Below are 18,175 nucleotides of genomic sequence, written 5' to 3'. Positions count from 1 at the left end.
GAAAAGTTCATTGCCCCTGCATCGAGGGCCGCGTAACGTTCAACCCGGCATCGCCGCTCAACGAAGTTCAACAAACTTCGGGACATCCCCCCGCTTTCCAGAGTGGGACTACCATCCGACCGGCCAACTCTCGTTTGAGCTCGAACAGGTGTATGTTTTCCGAGGCGCCGCGTTGCGCCGTAGCTTCAACATGCGACGCCATTGTTCGGGACGAGGGGGTCGCAGGTTCGAATCCTGCCACTCCGACCAGCAAAACAAGGGTTTTCCGAAAACCCGAATTCTCCCGACGATAACTACGACACCGCCGAGGCCATCGATCTCATCCATGAGGTCTTCCCGCGCTCGACCGTCGAGATCATACCGGCCAGCGGCGTCCCTGTCGGCTGGATGACCGGATGCCGCCGACGCTCGTTGGCAAACTTCGTGACCAGGCAAAGCCGCGACGGGAATTCTCGGCCGAAATCCAGAAACTCGTCGCGGAAGTCGCGGAACATGTCGTCGCCTGTTGCCGGCCATCACCGACGGCAAACCCAACGACATCGATCGTTACGAAGGTTGCTACGGCATCGAGGATACGCTGATGGCGATCCGAGAAGCTCGGATGTCTAGCCTGCGTATCTTCCGGGTAACGGTTGACGAGGACGCCGGCGACGACGTGCCATTCATCTTTGGCCGCGGCGCCTACGCGATCTTCCCCAATCTGTCTCGACTGCCTGTGGCGCTCCCGGCGATCTATCGCCAGATCACGCGTTAAACCATAGAGAGCGGTTGACCAGCGTTCCGCATTCAGGCCAATCGGGACTATGCCGAGGCGGAGCGGATTGCCGCGAGACAATGGACGGCGCCCGCCGCAAACTCCTGCGCCCGGTTTCGCTCTTTTTCGTCGGCCAACCGGTCGCCGAAGTCGAGATAGCAGTCCAGAAGCAGCTCGCAGAGCGGCGCCATCCGATCCGCGGTCACCGCGGGGGCCCGCTGCAACAGCAGCGAGTCGCCGAAGGGCGCTTGGGAAAGATCGTCCGCGCGGTCGCCTGCCTCGCGCGCCAGCTTGTTCAACGATTCAGCGCCATCATCGCCGGCGATCGCGGCCGCGTTCGCGAGTTGATCAGACAGCCGCCGTTCGAGGATGGCGAGGCTCCAATTCTCCTTCCCGGCGGAAGATGCCGCCCTTTGCGCGTGGAACGCCTGCCTTCGTTCGCGCCGCAGCGTCGCGACGTGACCGAGCTCTTCCCTAGCCATCTGCTCCGCCGCCTCTCGCAATGCGTCCGAAGGCGCGAGCGCCGCGACATAGGTCCAGAAAACGAAAGCGCGTTCCTCGTTGCGAACCGCCATCGAGAACGCCCGGTAGGCGCTCAGCAACTCGGGTGCGATAGTTCCCGCTCCCTCGTCGTCGAAAGTCTCGGTCGGTTCCCAGTGGGTCGTCGAGAAATCCGGCGATGTCGCGCCGATCCTCTCGGACCAGTGCATGACGTTTTCAAGATGCTGACTCTCTTCCCCGACGAGTCGATCGAATACGGCGGCGAGTGACGGCTGGTTTTCCCGGCGCATCCGTTCGGCCAATTCCGAATATCCGGCTATCGCCTCGCGCTCCATCGCATAGGCGAGGGAAAGCAAGTCACCCATGGACTGCACGGCAACAAATGGCTCGAACTTTCGATCCGGCAATTGAGGTCCTCCCAGCATGGCCGCCGGCAGCGTCGCATTTCATGCGAGCAAAGCGTTTGCGCTAGATCAATGATGCCCGCCGGCAAGCCGCTACGGTCCATCCCGATCTGATGTCTCGAGCCGCTCCGATGATTCGGCGCCCCATAACACTTCCCTGCAACTCTCCAATCGCCTGAGGGAACCGGTAGGTCCACATTGAACTGCGCCCATCTCCCCATGTTCCGAGGCTTTATCGCCAGAGCCGGGTCGGCTGTCCTTTTGGCGACCGCGGCGCTCGCCATGCTCCTGGCGATTTCGTTTCAGGCGTCCGCCGCAGGGCGGCTCGCGGAATTTCTTCCGAAAGCGAAACCCGCCGAAATTTTCGAAGGCGCTGACCGGTTCGGCGAGCTTCAAAGCGATCCGCCGATTGTGCCCGTCTACCGCGGCGATGAAATCGCTGGATACGTCTATCTCAATTCCGATTTCACCAGCGCCATCGGCTATTCGGGCAAGCCGATCCAAATCCTTGTGGGGATCGACGGGCAGGGCGTGATTCGGGGCTTCAAGCTCGTCGAACACAAGGAGCCGATCGTCTTGATCGGCATCCCAGAGGCCAAGGTCATCGCGTCGCTGAATTCGCTGATCGGCAGGGATATGGGCCGCGTGGCGGCCGGGTCCGAACGCCCCCCGCAGGTCGATATCGTCAGCGGCGCAACGGTCACCGTGCTCGTCATGGGTGACAGCGTCGTGCGATCCGCCGTCCGGCTGATCCGCAGCGGCCGCCTCGGCGGAGCTGCCGCCGAGGCCGGGGTCACAGCAGCCGCAGCGGAGGAGAGGACGCTCGACCTCTCCAAATCCGAGATCCGCGACTGGGAGGCTTTGGTTGGCGATGGGTCGGTGAGAAGCCTTCGCCTCACCGTCGGCGAAGTCTCTGAAGCCTTCGCGCAAGCGGGCCAGAGCCAGGCGGCGGACCGGCCCGAGACGAAAGACCCCGCCGATCGCTTCATCGAACTCCATGTCGCGCCGGTCAGTGTGCCGTCGATCGGCCTCAGCCTCCTCGGGCAGCGTGGTTACGAGCGGCTGCAGAAAAAACTGAAGCCGGACCAGCAGGCGATCGTCGTCGCTGGCGACGGAGCCTATTCCTTCAAGGGCTCGGGCTATGTGCGGGGCGGTATCTTCGATCGGATCGAGTTGCTCCAGAACGGGCAGGGCGTCCGGTTCCGCGACCGCAATCATACGCGGCTGGGCGACCTTGCCGCGAAGGGTGCTCCGAAGCTGCGCGAAATCGCGCTGTTCCTCGTTCCTGATGATTTCAACTTCGACGTTACCGAGCCGTGGGAACTCCAGTTGCTCGTCCAGAGAAGCTTCGGCGCGCGAGAGAAGGCGGTGCTTCCCTTCGAACTGGGCTACACCCTGCCGGACCAGTATGTGACGGTTGTAAAGACGCCGGTTCCGGAACCGAAAGCACAAACGGAAATCTCCGACCCCGTTCAGGCGAAGGCTGGCGAAACCACCGGATTGTCGCCGTTTGCCGACGACGAACCTCTCTGGATCAGGATGTGGCAGATGAATGCGGTGTCGATCGGCATCGTCGCTGTCGCGCTTCTCGTTCTCACGGCGATCTTCTTCTTCCAGGATTGGCTGGTGAGGCGTCCGGTCCTCTACACTTGGGTGCGGCGGGGCTACCTCGTTTTCACCCTGGTTTGGCTCGGCTGGTATGCCAACGCGCAATTGTCGGTGGTCAACGTCTTGACCTTCGCGAACGCGCTGATGACCGATTTCAACTGGGAATTCTTTCTCTCCGCGCCGCTCGTGTTCATCCTGTGGGCGACGCTGGCGGCCGGGCTGCTGTTCTGGGGGCGCGGACCCTTCTGCGGCTGGCTGTGTCCGTTCGGCGCCCTTCAGGAACTCACCAACAATCTGGCGCAGTGGCTGAAAGTGCCGCAGATCAAGGTTCCCTGGGCTCTGCACGAGCGGCTGTGGCCGATCAAATACATCATCTTCCTGGGACTTTTCGGCCTGTCGCTCTATTCGGTAGCGCTGGCGGAGATGTTTGCCGAGGTCGAGCCGTTCAAGACGGCGATCATCCTGAAGTTCGCTCGCGAATGGCCCTTCGTGATCTTCGCGCTGACGCTTCTCGCGGCCGGGCTGTTCATCGAGCGGTTCTATTGCCGCTATCTCTGCCCGCTCGGCGCGGCGCTCGCCATTCCCGGCCGCATGCGGATGTTCGAATGGCTGAAGCGCTGGCCTGAGTGCGGCTCGCCCTGTCAGCGCTGCGCCAACGAATGCCCGGTGCAGTCGATCCATCCCGAGGGCCAGATCAACGTCAATGAATGCATCTACTGCATGCATTGCCAGGAACTTTACCACGACGATCACCGCTGCCCGCACATGATCCAGGTGCGGTTGAAGCGCGAGAAGTTCGCGGCGCTGTCCTCCCCGTCCATGCGAGGGAAAGAGCCCGCCAAACCCGTCATCTCCCACAAGGGAGTGCCCGTCGAACGGCCCGGCAGGGTCGAGACGACGCCGTAGTCAGGCGATCATAGGAGACCGATATGTCGCAAGAAGAAACCAAACATGGATTGAACAGGCGCCAGTTGCTGGGCACCACTGCGGTAGCCGCGGCCGCCGGAGCCAGCGGGGTCGGCGGAGCGCTGACACTCGCCGGGTTGGGAGCAACGCCGGCCGCGGCGCAGGATACGTCGGCCGCGGGCAACACTTACGAGGTGAAGCCGGGCGAACTCGACGAATATTATGTTTTCTTCTCCAGCGGTCAGACTGGCGAGATCCGCATCGTCGGCGCGCCGTCGATGCGTGAGATGATGCGCATTCCGGTGTTCAACCGCTGCAGCGCCACGGGTTGGGGACAGACCAACGAAAGCCGGAAGGTGCTGACCGAGGGCCTGTTGCCCGAGACCAAGGAGTTTCTCAAGGACCGGGGCGACATCTATCTCAACGGCGACCTGCACCATCCGCATCCGTCCTTCACGGACGGCACCTATGACGGCCGTTATCTCTACGCCAACGACAAGGCCAACACGCGCGTCTGCCGCATTCGTCTCGACGTCATGAAATGCGACAAGATCATCGAGTTGCCGAATCAGCACACGGTACACGGCCTGCGCGTCCAGAAATATCCGAAGACCGGCTATGTCTTCTGCAATGGCGAAGACCGCGTTCCGATCCCGAACGACGGCAAGATACTGGACGACAAGTCGCAGTATCACGCGATCTTCACGGCCGTCGACGGCGAGACGATGCAGGTCGCCTGGCAGGTGAAGGTGGACGGCAATCTCGACAACGTCGATGCCGACTACCAGGGCAAGTATTGCTTCGCCACCTGTTATAATTCGGAAGAGGGCGTCAACCTCGCCGAGATGATGGAGAAGGAACAGGACTGGGCCGTCATCTTCAACATCAAGCGCATCGAAGAAGCCGTCGCCAATGGGGATTACGAGGAGATAAACGGGGTGCCCGTTGTCGACGGCCGGCACGGCTCCCCCTTCACCCGATACGTTCCGGTTCCCAACAGTCCGCATGGCATGAACACCGCGCCGGATGGCATCCACGTCGTGGCCGCCGGCAAGCTGTCGCCCACGGTGACGGTGTTCGACGTGCGCAAGTTCGACGATCTGTTCGACGACAAGATCGAGCCCCGTGACACGGTCGTGGCCGAGCCGGAACTGGGGCTTGGGCCATTGCACACGGCCTATGACGGTCGCGGCAACGCCTATACGACGCTGTTTATCGACAGCCAGATCTGCAAGTGGAACATCGAAGACGCCAAGCGGGCGTTCCTGGGCGAGGCTGTAGACCCGATCAAGCAGAAGCTCGATGTCCACTATCAGCCGGGCCATAATCACACTTCAATGGGGCAGACCAAGGAAGCCGACGGCAAGTGGCTGATCTCGCTGAACAAGTTCTCCAAGGATCGCTACCTGAACGTGGGACCGCTCAAGCCCGAGAACGATCAGCTAATCGACATCTCAGGAGACGAGATGGTGCTCGTGCATGACAATCCGACCTTCGCGGAGCCGCACGACGCCACGCTCGTGCATCGCTCCAAGATCGACCCGGTGCATGTGTGGAGTCGCGACGATCCGTTCTTCGCCGACGCGGTGAGCCAGGCGGAAGCTGACGGCGTTGATCTGATGGGAGATTCCAAGGTCGTCCGCGACGGCAACAAGGTCCGTGTCTACATGACCTCGACTGCTCCCGTATTCGGCCTGGAAAGCTTCACCGTCAAGCAGGGTGAGGAAGTCACCGTCTATATTACCAATATCGATGACGTGGAGGATCTCACTCACGGCTTCGCCATCGTCAACTACGGCATCAACATGGAAGTCGCGCCGCAGGCGACCGCATCGGTCACTTTCATGGCGAGCAAGCCAGGCGTCTACTGGTACTATTGTTCCTGGTTCTGCCACGCCATGCACATGGAAATGAAGGGCCGCATGTTCGTTGAGCCGCAGGGCGCCTGAGCCAATGGCACGAACAAGTATAGCGATACTGGGGATGGCGGCCGTTCTGGCTGCCATCCTGGCACTGCCGGCAACGGCGGCGCGGATCGTCGCGCCCGCAGGGAATGCCGATCTTCAAGTCATACTGGATTCGGCGTTGCCGGGAGACGTGATCGCGCTCGAGAGCGGCGAACACAAAGGGCCGGTCACGATCGACCGGGCACTGACGATCGAAGGCGAGCCGGGCGCGGTGCTTCGCGGCAATGGCCTCGGCCATGTCATTACGGTCGAAGCGCCCGACGCGGTGGTGCGCGGCCTCGAGATCAGAGGGTCCGGAACCAACCTGGAAACGATGGATGCCGGCGTATTCGTGACCAAGACCGCGCGGGCGGCGCGCATCGAGGACAATACGATCGTCGGCAATCTCTACGGAATCTTCTTGCATGGGGCCGAGGATTCCGTTGCCAAAGGCAATCGCATCATCGGCATTCGCGTTGGCCGCACCAACGAGATGGGGAACGGCGTCTCGGTTTGGAATGCGCCGGGCGCCAAGGTTATCGGCAACGACATCAGCTTCGGCCGCGACGGCATTTTCACCAATGCCAGCAAGCGCAACGTCTTCAGCGGCAATCGCTTTCGCGATGTCCGCTTTGCCGTCCACTACATGTACACCAACGACAGTATTATCAGCGACAATGTTTCGGTCGGTAACGCCATCGGCTACGCGATCATGTACTCCAACAATCTGACCGTGACCGGCAATGTGTCTGACGGCGATCGCGACAGCGGGCTGCTCATCAACTATGCGAATGGTTCGGAATTCGCCGGCAATGTCATTCGCGGTCGTCCGCAATCGATCGAGCGATGGAAGACGGCCGGCAGGCACGACGCGGCAGACGGCGCGTCGGTGCCGAACGACGCCAAGGCGCCGCGAGTCGCGGGTGCCACGCGCATCGGTCCGGAGAAATGCGTCTTCATCTACAACGCCAACAAGAACAGCTTTCGCGACAATTGGTTCGAGGGTTGCGAGATCGGCGTCCACTTCACCGCCGGTTCCGAGGGCAACACGATGACCGGCAACGCCTTCGTGAGAAACCGCAATCAGATCAAATATGTGGGCACCCGCCATCTCGACTGGTCGACCGAGGGGCGCGGCAATTACTGGAGCGACAACCCGGCCTTCGATCTGAACGGCGACGGCATCGGCGACGGCCCCTACCGGCCAAACGGTCTGGTCGACAGGGTGCTGTGGACGGCGCCCCAGGCCAAGGTTCTCGTCAACAGCCCGGCGGTTCAGGTGATCCGCTGGGCGCAGGCCCAGTTCCCGGCTTTGCTGCCCGGCGGCGTGGTGGACAGTCACCCGCTGATGGCGCCGCCCGAAACGATGCGAACGGAGCGATAATGGCTGAAACGGTTCGTGTTGAGCGGGTGGCCAAATCCTATGGCGGGATCGAGGCCGTCAGCGACGTGTCCTTTGCGCTGAACGAAGGCGAGACGGTTGCGCTCGTCGGCCACAATGGTGCCGGCAAGACGACGCTGATCAAGTTGATGCTCGGGCTGATCCGGCCCAGCGCGGGAACGGTGCGCGTGCTCGGCGAGTCGCCCGCCGCCGGGGAGTTCGCGGCGCGCAAGCGGCTTGGCTATCTGCCGGAGAGCGTTTCCTTCAACATGGCTCTGACGGGGCGCGAAACTCTCACCTTTTATGCCAGGCTCAAACGCGCGCCGCGTGCCCTCGTTGCCGACCTGCTCGATCATGTGGGGCTGACCGACGCGGCCGACCGCCGCATCGGCGCCTATTCCAAGGGAATGCGCCAACGTCTCGGCCTGGCGCAAGCGCTGCTAGGCGACCCGAAGGTGCTGCTTCTCGATGAGCCGACGACCGGGCTCGACCCGGCGCTGCGGCGCAGCTTCTACCGCATCGTCGACGAATTGCGGTCACGGGGCGCGACGGTTCTGTTGTCCTCCCACGCCCTCACGGAACTCGAGGGCAAGGCGGACCGGATCATCATCGTTAACCGCGGCATCAAGATCGCGGATGGGACGATCGAGGAGCTGCGCGGCATCGCCCGGCTGCCGACGCGGATCCGTGTCAGGCTCAGGGAGGACGATGCCGACCGGGCGGATGACTGGATGAATCAAACCGGCGGATGGCGAAGGATCAACGGTCATGTGCTGGAGATCGACGCCTCGCCGGAAGACAAGATCATGCTGCTGCGCAAGGCGGCCGCGAGCGACGCGCCGGTAACCGATCTGGACGTGATTCCGCCGACGCTCGACGAGCTTTATGCCCATTTCCTGGGTGCGCAGGAGGTTGTCGAATGAGGAACGTTCTCATTGTTGCCGGCAAGGAAATTCAGGAGGGCATGCGCAACCGTTGGGTGCTCGCCACGACGCTGCTGCTTGCTGCGCTGGCGCTGACGCTGACCTTTCTCGGCAGCGCGCCTACCGGCGATGTCGGCGCCGGGGCGCTCGACGTGGTGATCGTGAGCCTGTCCAGCCTGACCATCTTTCTGGTGCCGCTGATCGCCCTCCTGATCTCGCACGATGCCGTCGTCGGCGAGATGGAGCGCGGCACCATGCTTCTGCTGCTCAGCTATCCGATCGGCCGCTGGCAGGTGATCCTCGGAAAATTCGTCGGGCATCTGGCGATCCTGGCATTCGCCACGCTGCTCGGCTACGGGGTAGCGGCCGCCGCGCTCGCCGCGACGGGCGCCGCGATCGATGCGGCGAGCTGGTCTGCGTTCCTCTCCATGATCCTGTCCTCGATCATGCTCGGCGCGGTGTTCATCGCCATCGGCTATCTGGTGAGCGCGCTGGTCGGCGAACGTGGCACAGCCGGCGGAATCGCCGTCGGCGTCTGGCTGCTGTTCGTGCTCATCTATGACATGGCGCTGCTCGGCATTCTGGTCGTCGATCAGGGGCGGACGATCACGGCCGACCGTTTGAATATTCTCCTGCTGCTCAATCCGACCGATGCCTATCGGTTGCTGAATCTCGGTTCGGGAAGCGCCGGGGCGCTCTCCGGCATGGGGGGCATTACCGAAAATGTCGCGTTGAGTCCGGTCATGCTGACCGGTGCGCTCGCTCTGTGGACGCTCGTGCCACTGACGGCGGCGGTGCTGGTGTTTTCGAGGAGAGAATTATGAGGATCGCGGTTCTCGCCGGACTCGTGGCTTTCGTCCTGACCCTCGCCGGCTGCGGCGGCGAGGGTCAGGCAGAGGCGCCGGCGCCCTTCGCGCTGACGGAAAGCGCCATCGGTCGCTATTGCGGGATGAACGTTCTGGAACATCCGGGACCGAAAGGGCAGATCATCCTGGCAAAGGTGCTGGAACCGATCTGGTTCTCCTCGGCGCGCGATACCGTGGCCTTCACCCTGCTGCCCGAGGAATCCAAGAACATCGCGGCGATCTACGTCTCGGATATGGCCGTCGCCGAGAACTGGGACGCGCCCGGAGCGGAGAACTGGATCGACGCCAGACAGGCGTTCTTCGTGATCGGCAGTTCAATGAGCGGCGGGATGGGCGCGCCGGAGACGGTACCCTTTTCGACGGAAGTCGCGGCGCGACGCTTTGTCGAGGACAATGGTGGCGAGATCGTCGGATTCGCCGATATTCCCCCCGATTATGTGCTCGGAAGCGCGCCGAACGAAATCGAATCCAACAAGTAATCGCCTTGGCCCTTCGGGCCGCCAAACCGTTAGGACGGTCTCATGGCTGAACACCTCAATCGCCGACGCGTCATCGCCATAATGGGCGCCGCCGCCGGCCTGGGTCTCATCCCGTTCGGACGCGAGAGCATGGCCGAAGCCCATGCCGTCACCTGGCGCGGACAGGCGCTGGGGGCACCGGCGTCGCTCACCCTGCATCACCATGACCGGGCCGAGGCTGAGCGATTGATTGACGGAGCCGTGGCCGAAGTCCGACGCCTGGAGCGCGTTTTCAGCCTCTATCGGGACGATTCCGCGCTGGTCGAATTGAACCTGACGGGCGCTCTCGTCGCGCCGCCCGCGGATATGGTGACGCTGCTGGAAGCAAGCCGCGCTTTCCGGGATCTCAGCGAAGGCGCGTTCGATCCAACCGTTCAGCCCCTGTGGATGCTGTATGGCGAACATTTCGCGGCGCCTGGGGCCGACCCGTCCGGTCCATCCGAGGAGCGGTTGCGGGAGGTGGCGACTCTGGTGGGGCTCGATGGCGTCAGGTTCAGCCGCGACCGGATCGCCTTCGCCCGCCATGGGATGGCGCTGACCTTCAATGGCATCGCGCAAGGGTACATCACCGACAAGGCGGTCGAATTGCTGCGAAGCGGCGGCATCACGAAAAGCCTTGTGGACATGGGCGAAATTCGCGCGCTCGGCACGCGCCCGGACGGTTCCCCCTGGCGCGTCGGTGTCGCAGCCTTGCAGGATGCGAGGGAACCTGAGGCGGTCCTCGAGATCGTCGACAAGGCGGTGGCGACCTCGAGCGGGGGAGGATTTCACTTCGATGGGGCAGGGCGGTTCAACCATCTGCTTGACCCGCACGACGGCCGACCGGCCCGGCTCTATCGGAGCGTGACGGTGGTCGCGCCGAAGGCCACCGAAGCCGATGCCCTCTCGACCGCCTTCAGCCTGATGGAGCGGACGTCGATCGAACGCGTTCTAAAGACCCGTCCCGAGTTGGAGGTCCATTTGACCGCGCGTTCAGGCGACCGTTCGCGCCTTCATGGGAACGCATGAACGGTTCGTGAGGAACGCGGCTTCGTTGGTAGCTGGCGCCGGGGTGAGATCGGCCTTGACGGCGTCGCGGTCTTTCATCCGGCTCGATGGGTCCCACTCCGCGCCCGCTTGTCCGAACAGGAAGCCGTTGGCGAAGCGCCGTTCCGGCGCCCAGACCTCGATGTCGACGCCATATCCTGCCCCGGCAGCCGCCAGCGTCGCGACGGACGCGAAGGCGAGTTCGGGCGGCAGGCAAAACGATATTCCCCCGCGCCGGGCAAGAAAGCCCAGCGTGCCCTTGTTGTAGATATTGACCAACGGGCCTACCGTGAAGGGCGTACCCGGCGCGAGATGGCGCAACGCCGTGAGATCATTGACCTCGACCGCAGGCCGGACTCGGCCAATTCAGCCAACATCCTCCCACTTAGTTGCCGCCGCGACCTTCAGCCGTGATTCCCCATTATCGGCGTTTGCCGAGGGGGGCACGGAGCTCGCCAGACGCTTGCTGCTTAAAAAATGTGCATGTAAAAAACAAATGCAGGTTGATTGACATTGAAAGGCGCGCTGATACGCTTCTCGCTCAAATACCGGCCCTGACCGCCGGACGGCATTCGAGCCCCGTGCGCCAAGATCGACTGATCGACCTTGGCGCGCGGGGTTTTTTGTTTGAGGCTTGTGGTGAAGCAGCGGATCGAAATCGGCATCTTGTACTCACGCTCGGGCAACTACCGCCTGTTGTCCGAGGCATGTCGTGACGGTGCGATGCACGGTATCGCCACGGTCAACGCCGATCCGGCGTCCGGCGTAGAGTTCGTTCCGGTGGAGCGTGATCCAGGAGGACAGATCGATCGCTACGCGCCTCTGTGCGAGGGCATCCTGCGGACTACGACGGCGCGCCACGTCGTCGGCTGCATCACGTCCTGGAGCCGCAAGGAGGTGATTCCGGTTCTGGAAAAGACCGGCGGGACGTTGTGGTATGCTTGCCCCTACGAGGGCTTCGAGTCGAACGAACATGTCGTCTACATGAACGCCTGTCCGAACCAGCATCTGGTTCCGCTACTCGGCTATATCGTGCCGCGCTTCGGCCGTAACGCGTTCCTCGTCGGCTCGAACTACATCTGGGGGTGGGAAACCAACCGGGTGGCGCGCGACCTCGTCGGCGATGCCGGCGGCCAAATCCTCGGCGAACGCTACCTGCCGCTTGGCGATGTCGACGTCGGCCGGCTGATCGACGAAATCCGGGCCACCCGCCCCAGTTTCATTCTCAATCACCTGATCGGGCCGTCCTCCTACGCGTTCTTTGCGGCCTATGAACAACTGACGCGGGACGACCCATGGTTTTCCGCGGAGACGTGCCCGATCCTGTCCTGCAACCTGACCGAGATCGAACTGCCGGCGATCGGCGACGCCGCACAAGGGCACATCGCCGTCGGCCCGTTTTTCGATGACGGGACAACCCGGTGGCCGCAGCGAACGGCGAGTTCGGAACAGCCCGTTCAGCCCCGTCCGTCCTCCTTCTTCGTTTCGGCCTTCAGTTCGGTCATCGTCCTGGCCGACATGCTGTCGGCCGGCGAAAACCAAGGCAATCTCGATTTTGCCGGCCGGACGTTCGCGACGCCGCTCGGACCCATCGCGATCGATCCCCAGACGCAGCATGCCAGCCTACCGGTCAAGATCGGTCGCGTCGTCGGCCAGGCTTTCGAGGTGGTTGAAGAGGTCGCTGAGCGGATCGATCCCGATCCCTATTTGTCGCGCTACGACCCGCTCGCCACCTTCGGCCGCCCGAACCTGAGGGCCGTGTCATGACGCGCCGCGACCGTATCCCCAATCTCGGCGGCGCTACGGCCTACATTCTGCATCGCCCGCATGGCGCGACCGCCGCTCTGGTCCGTCAGTTGACCGCCATCGGCCTGTCGCCGGTCGAGTGCTGGCCGGATCTCCCGCCCGAAGCGCTCGGTGCCGATTTCGTGTTCTTCGACGCGGATATGGGCTTCGACGCGCAATTCGCCTGGGCGCCTGGCGAGGCCCCCATGCCGATGATCGCGCTGATCGGCTCGGAAGCGCCGGGCCGGATCGAATGGGCACTGTCGCACGGCGCCGACTCCCATTTGGTGAAGCCGGTTGGCAATTCCGGCATCTACAGCGCGTTGCTGATCGCCCGCCAGGGCTTCGAGGCGCGCCGCAGTCTGGCCGACGAGGTGAGGGGCCTCCGGGCACGGGTGGCCGAACGCCAAACCATCGTCCGGGCCGTGGTCGCACTGGCGGCCGATGGCGTCGGCGAGGATCGAGCCTATGCGCAATTGCGGGTCTTGGCGATGAACTGGCAGACGACCATCGAGGAAGCGGCGCGGAAATTCCTTTTGCTGGGACAGGACCGGGAACCGGGGGAGCGCGATGAGCGATCAACTGGTTTCTGAACCGCTGCGGCCGGATGCCGTTCCAAGGCTGAGGCGCAAGGGCATCCTAGCGCAACTCCTCGCCCGACCACTCGCGGTTGTTGGACTGGCGATCATCGTCGTGACCGTTGCGGGCGCGCTGCTCGCGCCCTGGCTCACTCCCTACGATCCGAACGACCAGCTCTTCGATGGTCTGACGCTGGAAGGTGCTCCGATGGCGCCAGGCGGCGCCTTCGCGCTCGGCAGCGACCTTTTAGGGCGCGATCTTCTGACGCGCATTCTCTACGGCGCGCGCACCTCGCTCATCATCGGCATCGCCGCCAACGGCGTCGCGCTGCTGATCGGCACGCTGGTCGGCGTCACTGCCGGGTTCTTTCGGGGATGGACCGGGACGATCCTCATGCGCTTCACCGACCTGATGATGGCGTTTCCGGCTCTGCTGCTGGCGATCTGCCTTGCCGCGGTGCTGTCGCCGAGCCTTTGGATCGTCGCGCTGGTGATCGCGCTGGTCAATTGGGTGCAGACCGCCCGTGTCGTCTACACCGAGACGAGTTCGCTGGCCCAGCGCGAATTCATCGAGGCTGAACGCGCGATCGGTGCCGGCACGCTACGCATCCTCTTTCGCCACATCCTGCCGCATCTCCTGCCGACGATCATCGTCTGGGGAACGCTCGGCATCTCGACGACCGTCCTCCTGGAAGCGACGCTCTCCTATCTCGGGGTCGGCGTGCAGCCGCCGACGCCCTCCTGGGGCAACATCATCTTCGAGAACCAGACCTACTTCCAGGCCGCGCCCTGGCTGGTGTTCTTTCCCGGCGCGGCGATTCTGACGCTGGCGCTGGCCTTCAACCTCGTCGGCGACGCGATGCGCGACATCCTCGACCCGACGCAACGGGGGAGACTGTCGTGATCGCCTATCTCGCCCGGCGCCTCTTCCAATCCATCCTGATTCTCCTCGGCGTCTCGCTGATTACCTTCGCGCTCTTGTATCTGCTGCCGGCCGACCCCGTGCGCCAGATCGCCGGGCGCAGCGCGACGCCGCAGACGGTGGAAAACATCCGCCGCGAACTGGGCCTCGACCAGCCGTTCCTCGTCCAGTATGGCCGCTATCTCCTAGGCCTCGTCCAGGGCGATCTCGGCCGGTCCTATCTGCAGCGCTCGGAGGTGACCACGCTGGTCATGGCGCGGCTGCCGGCGACCCTGCTGCTGATGGCTGGCGCGATCGCCTGCGAGCTCGCACTCGGCTTGACCATGGGCCTGATCGCCGCGGTCAAACGCGGCACGGCGACCGATCAGGCACTGATGGTCGGGTCCTTCATCGGGGTCTCCGCGCCGCAATTCGTCGTCGGTCTCCTACTCCTTTACGTCTTCGCAGTGCGGCTCGACTGGTTCCCGATCGGCGGCTACGGCACGTTTTCGCATCTCGTCCTGCCGTCCGTCACGCTCGGCATTCTCGGAGCCGGCTGGTACTCGCGGATGATGCGTTCGTCGATGATCGACGTCCTGCGCCAAGACTATATCCGCACCGCACGCGCCAAGGGTCTGGCGCGTTCCACGGTGCTGTTCCGGCATGCGCTGCCGAATGCGATCCTCCCGGTGATCGCCATGATCGGCATCGACATCGGCCTGTTCATGAGCGGCATCGTCGTCGTCGAAAGCGTCTTCGGCTGGCCGGGCATCGGTCAACTCGCCTGGCAGGCGATCCAGCGCGTCGACATCCCGATCATCATGGGTGTGACGCTGGTGTCTGCCTGCGCCATCGTCCTCGGGAACCTCCTCGCCGACATCGTCACGCCGTTCATCGACCCGCGCATCAAGCTGCGCTGATCCGCACCCTTCGCCCTATCTCTCTCGAAGCAAGAAAAGGACTGACCCGATGAAAGCATGGCTCACCTCCACGGTCGCCGCCTCGGCGCTCGGCCTCGCGCTGGCAACCATTCCCGCCGCCGCCCAGGACAGTTCGGCCAAGGCACCGGACGCAGCCAGCGCTGCAGCGGTCACCGATGTCGCCTACACCCCCGATCCAGGCGCCAAGCAGGGCGGCGCGATCGTCATCACCTACAAGGACGATGTTGCAACGCTCGATCCGGCGATCGGCTATGATTGGCAGAACTGGTCGATGATCAAGAGCCTGTTCGGCGCGCTCATGGACTATGTGCCGGGAACGACCACCCTCCGTCCGGGCCTCGCCGAAAGCTACGACATCTCCGAGGACGGAACCGTCTTCACCTTCCACCTGCGCAAGGGCGTCAAGTTCCACAATGGCCGCGAGATGACGGCGGACGACGTGAAATATTCGCTGGATCGCGTGACCAATCCGAAGACCCAGAGCCCCGGTGCCGGTTTCTTCGGCTCGATCAAGGGCTACGACCAGATGACCGACGGGAGCGCGGAATCGCTCGAAGGCGTGACCACCGTCGATCCCTTGACGGTGAAGATCGAATTGTCTCGGCCGGACGCGACCTTCCTGCATGTCATGGCGCTGAACTTCTCCTCCATCGTCCCGAAGGAGGCGGTGGAGGAATACGGCGCCGATTTCGGCAAGCACCCGGTCGGCACCGGCGCGTTCAAGCTGGCGGAATGGACACTCGGCCAACGCCTCGTGTTCCAGAAAAACCCCGACTACTGGCGCGACGGCGTTCCCTATCTCGACCAGATCACCTTCGAAATCGGACAGGAGCCGATCGTCGCGCTGCTGCGCCTGCAGAGCGGCGAGGTCGATATCCCGGGCGACGGTATTCCGCCGGCGAAGTTCCAGGAGGTCATGAACGATCCCGAGCAGAAGGCCCGGGTGGTCGAAGGCGGCCAGTTGCAGACCGGCTACATCACCATGAACACGCAGATAGAGCCCTTCGACAAGAAGGAGGTTCGCGAGGCGGTCAACATGGCGATCAACAAGGACCGCATCGTCCAGATGATCAACAACCGGGCGCTGCCGGCCAACCAGCCGCTGCCGCCGTCGATGCCGGGTTATGACAAGAGCTTCGAAGGCTATCCCTACGATCCGGCGAAGGCCAAGGAGATGCTGGCCGAAGCCGGCCTTGCAGACGGTTTCCAGACCGAACTCTTCGTCATGAACACCGATCCGAACCCACGCATCGCCCAGGCGATCCAACAGGATCTGTCGCAGATCGGCATCAAGGCCGACATCCAGGCTCTGGCCCAGGCGAACGTGATCGCCGCCGGCGGCGAGAAGGACGGCGCGCCGATGATCTGGTCGGGCGGCATGGCCTGGATCGCCGACTTCCCGGATCCGTCGAACTTTTATGGGCCGATCCTGGGCTGCGACGGCGCGGTGCCGGGCGGCTGGAACTGGTCCTGGTACTGCAACGAGGAACTCGACAAGAAGGCCGCCGCGGCGGACGCGATCGTCGATCCGGCGAAAGCCGAGGAACGCGCCCAGATGTGGAGCGAGATCTACGGTGCGATCATGGCCGATGCGCCTTGGGTGCCGGTGTTCAACGAGCAGCGCTTCACCATGAAGTCAAAGCGTATGGGCGGCGCCGACAACCTGTATGTCGATCCCGTCCATATCCCGATCAACTACGATTATGTGTTCGTCACCGATGTGCAGTAACTGCGACTACACGATCCACGCCCGGCAACATCATTTCGGCTGGGACAATTCGTTCGAACCGGTCGCGCGTGTCGCGCCCGGTTCGACGATCGAATTCGAATGTCTCGACTCATCGGCCGGGCAACTGACCCCGGATTCGACCGTGGACGACGTGAGGACTCTCGACTTCGGCAAGATCAACCCGGTCAACGGGCCGATCTTCGTCGAGGGGGCCGAGCCCGGCGACGCGCTGAAGATCACCATCGACACGTTCAAGCCGTCCGGCTTCGGCTGGACGGCCAACATTCCGGGCTTCGGCCTCCTCGCCGACGACTTCAAGGAGCCGGCGCTGACGATCTGGAAATACGATCCGGCCAGTCTTGAGCCGGCGCTTTTCGGCAGCCAGGGCAGGGTGCCGCTCAAGCCCTTCGCCGGAACGATCGGCAACGCCCCGGCCGAGGCTGGGCACCACTCGATCGTCCCGCCGCGCCGGGTCGGCGGCAATTTGGACATCCGGGATCTTGCCGCCGGCACGGTATTGTACCTGCCGGTGGAGGTCGCGGGCGCATTGTTCTCGGTCGGCGACACCCACGCGGCACAGGGCGACGGCGAGGTCTGCGGCACCGCCATCGAAAGCCCGATGAACACGGTGCTGACCCTCGATCTGGTCAAGGATGCGCGGCTCAAGATGCCCCGCTTCACGACGCCCGGACCGGTCACCCGTCATCTCGACGCCAAGGGCTACGAGGTGACGACAGGGATCGGCTCCGACCTGATGGAGGGAGCGAAAGCCGCCGTCTCGCAGATGGTCGATCTGCTGGCCGGGCGTTACCAGATCGATCCGGTGGACGCGTATATGCTGGTCTCGACCTGCGGCGACCTGCGGATCTCGGAGATCGTCGACATGCCCAACTGGGTCGTCTCCTTCTACTTCCCGCGCTGCGTCTTCGAATGAGACTCGCGGGACGCCACGAACGGTCCGGGGCGTTCTTCGCCCCGACCGGTATGAAGATGGGCGGGGCGGCGCCGACGGAACCGGTGTTGACCGTTGATGGGCTCACCGTCGTGGTCGGCGGCGAGGGCGGTCCACGGCCCGTCGTATCGGACCTCGCCTTCACGCTCGGTCGCGGCGAAACGCTGTGCATCGCTGGCGAATCCGGCTCCGGCAAGTCGATGACGGCGCTGGCAATCATGGGGCTCCTGCCCAAGCCAGGGGCGCGCATCGAAGCCGGCACGATCCGGTTCGGCGACACCGACTTGGCCACGCTGGACGAAGCAGCGATGCGGCGCGTGCGCGGCGACCGGATTGCGATGATCTTCCAGGAACCGATGACCTCGCTCAACCCGGTGCTGACCATCGGCCGGCAACTGGTCGAGGCGATCGAGGCGCATGAACGGGTCTCGCGCGTGCAGGCGCGGCGCCGGGCGA

At 63.5% G+C, this 18,175-nt stretch carries 19 protein-coding genes; 15 read left to right on the top strand and 4 right to left on the bottom strand.

What is annotated here, in order from left to right:
* Window positions 1-293: 293 nt before the first annotated feature.
* A complete protein-coding gene (locus VQ044_RS20050; RefSeq protein WP_327623111.1) occupies window positions 294-494 on the bottom strand; it encodes a hypothetical protein in 201 nt (66 codons plus the stop codon).
* Between the two features lie 11 nt (window positions 495-505).
* Between VQ044_RS20050 and VQ044_RS20045 the strand changes: the two genes are divergently transcribed.
* A complete protein-coding gene (locus VQ044_RS20045) occupies window positions 506-754 on the top strand; it encodes a hypothetical protein (protein WP_327623112.1) in 249 nt (82 codons plus the stop codon).
* Window positions 755-801: 47 nt separating this feature from the next.
* On the opposite strand, the gene VQ044_RS20040 is transcribed toward VQ044_RS20045, so the two are convergent.
* Entirely contained in the window at window positions 802-1,662 is an 861-nt protein-coding gene (locus VQ044_RS20040) for a ferritin-like domain-containing protein (protein ID WP_327649129.1), read from the bottom strand.
* 216 nt (window positions 1,663-1,878) lie between these two features.
* On the opposite strand from VQ044_RS20040, the gene VQ044_RS20035 reads away from it, so the two are divergent.
* From VQ044_RS20035 to VQ044_RS20005, 7 genes are read left to right on the top strand one after another with little or no spacing between them, the layout of a single operon-like run.
* Window positions 1,879-4,173, top strand: coding sequence for a 4Fe-4S binding protein (locus tag VQ044_RS20035; protein ID WP_331827748.1), 2,295 nt, complete (start codon window positions 1,879-1,881; stop codon window positions 4,171-4,173).
* 23 nt (window positions 4,174-4,196) lie between these two features.
* Entirely contained in the window at window positions 4,197-6,122 is a 1,926-nt protein-coding gene (gene nosZ / locus VQ044_RS20030; protein ID WP_327649127.1) for a TAT-dependent nitrous-oxide reductase, read from the top strand.
* A 4-nt stretch (window positions 6,123-6,126) separates the two neighbouring features.
* Complete coding sequence (locus VQ044_RS20025) at window positions 6,127-7,503, top strand: nitrous oxide reductase family maturation protein NosD (RefSeq protein WP_327623116.1); 1,377 nt, start codon at window positions 6,127-6,129, stop codon at window positions 7,501-7,503.
* Window positions 7,503-8,423: an ABC transporter ATP-binding protein gene (locus VQ044_RS20020; RefSeq protein ID WP_327649126.1), complete on the top strand. Its 921-nt coding sequence runs from the start codon at window positions 7,503-7,505 to the stop codon at window positions 8,421-8,423. The genes VQ044_RS20025 and VQ044_RS20020 overlap by 1 nt, the downstream gene beginning before the upstream one ends.
* On the top strand, window positions 8,420-9,247 hold the full coding sequence (locus VQ044_RS20015; RefSeq protein ID WP_327649124.1) for an ABC transporter permease: 828 nt from the start codon (window positions 8,420-8,422) through the stop codon (window positions 9,245-9,247). Before VQ044_RS20020 ends, VQ044_RS20015 begins: the two co-directional genes overlap by 4 nt.
* A complete protein-coding gene (locus tag VQ044_RS20010) occupies window positions 9,244-9,768 on the top strand; it encodes a nitrous oxide reductase accessory protein NosL (RefSeq protein WP_327649122.1) in 525 nt (174 codons plus the stop codon). Before VQ044_RS20015 ends, VQ044_RS20010 begins: the two co-directional genes overlap by 4 nt.
* A gap of 42 nt (window positions 9,769-9,810) precedes the next feature.
* Window positions 9,811-10,815: an FAD:protein FMN transferase gene (locus VQ044_RS20005; protein ID WP_327649121.1), complete on the top strand. Its 1,005-nt coding sequence runs from the start codon at window positions 9,811-9,813 to the stop codon at window positions 10,813-10,815.
* On the opposite strand, the gene VQ044_RS20000 is transcribed toward VQ044_RS20005, so the two are convergent.
* Both VQ044_RS20000 and VQ044_RS19995 read right to left on the bottom strand, forming a co-directional pair.
* A complete protein-coding gene (locus tag VQ044_RS20000) occupies window positions 10,780-11,154 on the bottom strand; it encodes a hypothetical protein (protein ID WP_327649119.1) in 375 nt (124 codons plus the stop codon). The genes VQ044_RS20005 and VQ044_RS20000 overlap by 36 nt on opposite strands.
* A gap of 149 nt (window positions 11,155-11,303) precedes the next feature.
* Window positions 11,304-11,498, bottom strand: a complete 195-nt coding sequence (locus VQ044_RS19995) for a hypothetical protein (RefSeq protein WP_327649117.1) — start codon at window positions 11,496-11,498, stop codon at window positions 11,304-11,306.
* A 1-nt stretch (window position 11,499) separates the two neighbouring features.
* On the opposite strand from VQ044_RS19995, the gene VQ044_RS19990 reads away from it, so the two are divergent.
* The 7 genes from VQ044_RS19990 to VQ044_RS19960 form a co-directional block, all read left to right on the top strand.
* The gene (locus tag VQ044_RS19990) at window positions 11,500-12,600 is read left to right on the top strand and encodes a transporter substrate-binding protein (protein ID WP_327649116.1); all 1,101 of its coding nucleotides are present in this window, start codon (window positions 11,500-11,502) and stop codon (window positions 12,598-12,600) included.
* Complete coding sequence (locus VQ044_RS19985) at window positions 12,597-13,211, top strand: ANTAR domain-containing response regulator (protein ID WP_327649114.1); 615 nt, start codon at window positions 12,597-12,599, stop codon at window positions 13,209-13,211. Before VQ044_RS19990 ends, VQ044_RS19985 begins: the two co-directional genes overlap by 4 nt.
* Window positions 13,189-14,100, top strand: coding sequence for an ABC transporter permease (locus tag VQ044_RS19980; RefSeq protein WP_327623124.1), 912 nt, complete (start codon window positions 13,189-13,191; stop codon window positions 14,098-14,100). Before VQ044_RS19985 ends, VQ044_RS19980 begins: the two co-directional genes overlap by 23 nt.
* Complete coding sequence (locus VQ044_RS19975; RefSeq protein ID WP_327623125.1) at window positions 14,097-15,017, top strand: ABC transporter permease; 921 nt, start codon at window positions 14,097-14,099, stop codon at window positions 15,015-15,017. The genes VQ044_RS19980 and VQ044_RS19975 overlap by 4 nt, the downstream gene beginning before the upstream one ends.
* A 49-nt stretch (window positions 15,018-15,066) precedes the next feature.
* Window positions 15,067-16,767 carry an ABC transporter substrate-binding protein gene (locus tag VQ044_RS19970; protein ID WP_327649112.1) on the top strand — a complete coding sequence of 567 codons (1,701 nt, stop codon included), beginning with the start codon at window positions 15,067-15,069 and terminating at the stop codon, window positions 16,765-16,767.
* Window positions 16,757-17,701: an acetamidase/formamidase family protein gene (locus VQ044_RS19965; RefSeq protein ID WP_327649110.1), complete on the top strand. Its 945-nt coding sequence runs from the start codon at window positions 16,757-16,759 to the stop codon at window positions 17,699-17,701. The genes VQ044_RS19970 and VQ044_RS19965 overlap by 11 nt, the downstream gene beginning before the upstream one ends.
* Before the next feature lie 50 nt (window positions 17,702-17,751).
* Window positions 17,752-18,175: ATP-binding cassette domain-containing protein (locus VQ044_RS19960; RefSeq protein ID WP_331827749.1), on the top strand; the 424-nt coding region annotated here is incomplete at its 3' end.

The organism is Aurantimonas sp. C2-5-R2 (assembly GCF_036549495.1).
GTDB lineage: Bacteria > Pseudomonadota > Alphaproteobacteria > Rhizobiales > Rhizobiaceae > Aurantimonas > Aurantimonas coralicida_A.
The sequence above is the reverse complement of the archived record's forward strand: the minus strand, read 5'-3'. Positions and strand labels throughout refer to the sequence as shown.

Excerpts from the sequence above, each read along its gene's own strand:
- VQ044_RS19995 (WP_327649117.1), bottom strand. The coding sequence starts at position 11,498 with ATGCCGATTTCGATCCGCTGCTTCACCACAAGCCTCAAACAAAAAACC.
- VQ044_RS20025 (WP_327623116.1), top strand. The coding sequence starts at position 6,127 with ATGGCACGAACAAGTATAGCGATACTGGGGATGGCGGCCGTTCTGGCT.
- VQ044_RS19965 (WP_327649110.1), top strand. The coding sequence starts at position 16,757 with ATGTGCAGTAACTGCGACTACACGATCCACGCCCGGCAACATCATTTC.
- VQ044_RS20005 (WP_327649121.1), top strand. The coding sequence starts at position 9,811 with ATGGCTGAACACCTCAATCGCCGACGCGTCATCGCCATAATGGGCGCC.
- VQ044_RS19985 (WP_327649114.1), top strand. The coding sequence starts at position 12,597 with ATGACGCGCCGCGACCGTATCCCCAATCTCGGCGGCGCTACGGCCTAC.
- VQ044_RS19970 (WP_327649112.1), top strand. The coding sequence starts at position 15,067 with ATGAAAGCATGGCTCACCTCCACGGTCGCCGCCTCGGCGCTCGGCCTC.
- VQ044_RS20010 (WP_327649122.1), top strand. The coding sequence starts at position 9,244 with ATGAGGATCGCGGTTCTCGCCGGACTCGTGGCTTTCGTCCTGACCCTC.
- VQ044_RS20050 (WP_327623111.1), bottom strand. The coding sequence starts at position 494 with ATGTTCCGCGACTTCCGCGACGAGTTTCTGGATTTCGGCCGAGAATTC.
- nosZ (WP_327649127.1), top strand. The coding sequence starts at position 4,197 with ATGTCGCAAGAAGAAACCAAACATGGATTGAACAGGCGCCAGTTGCTG.
- VQ044_RS20015 (WP_327649124.1), top strand. The coding sequence starts at position 8,420 with ATGAGGAACGTTCTCATTGTTGCCGGCAAGGAAATTCAGGAGGGCATG.
- VQ044_RS20035 (WP_331827748.1), top strand. The coding sequence starts at position 1,879 with ATGTTCCGAGGCTTTATCGCCAGAGCCGGGTCGGCTGTCCTTTTGGCG.
- VQ044_RS20020 (WP_327649126.1), top strand. The coding sequence starts at position 7,503 with ATGGCTGAAACGGTTCGTGTTGAGCGGGTGGCCAAATCCTATGGCGGG.
- VQ044_RS19980 (WP_327623124.1), top strand. The coding sequence starts at position 13,189 with ATGAGCGATCAACTGGTTTCTGAACCGCTGCGGCCGGATGCCGTTCCA.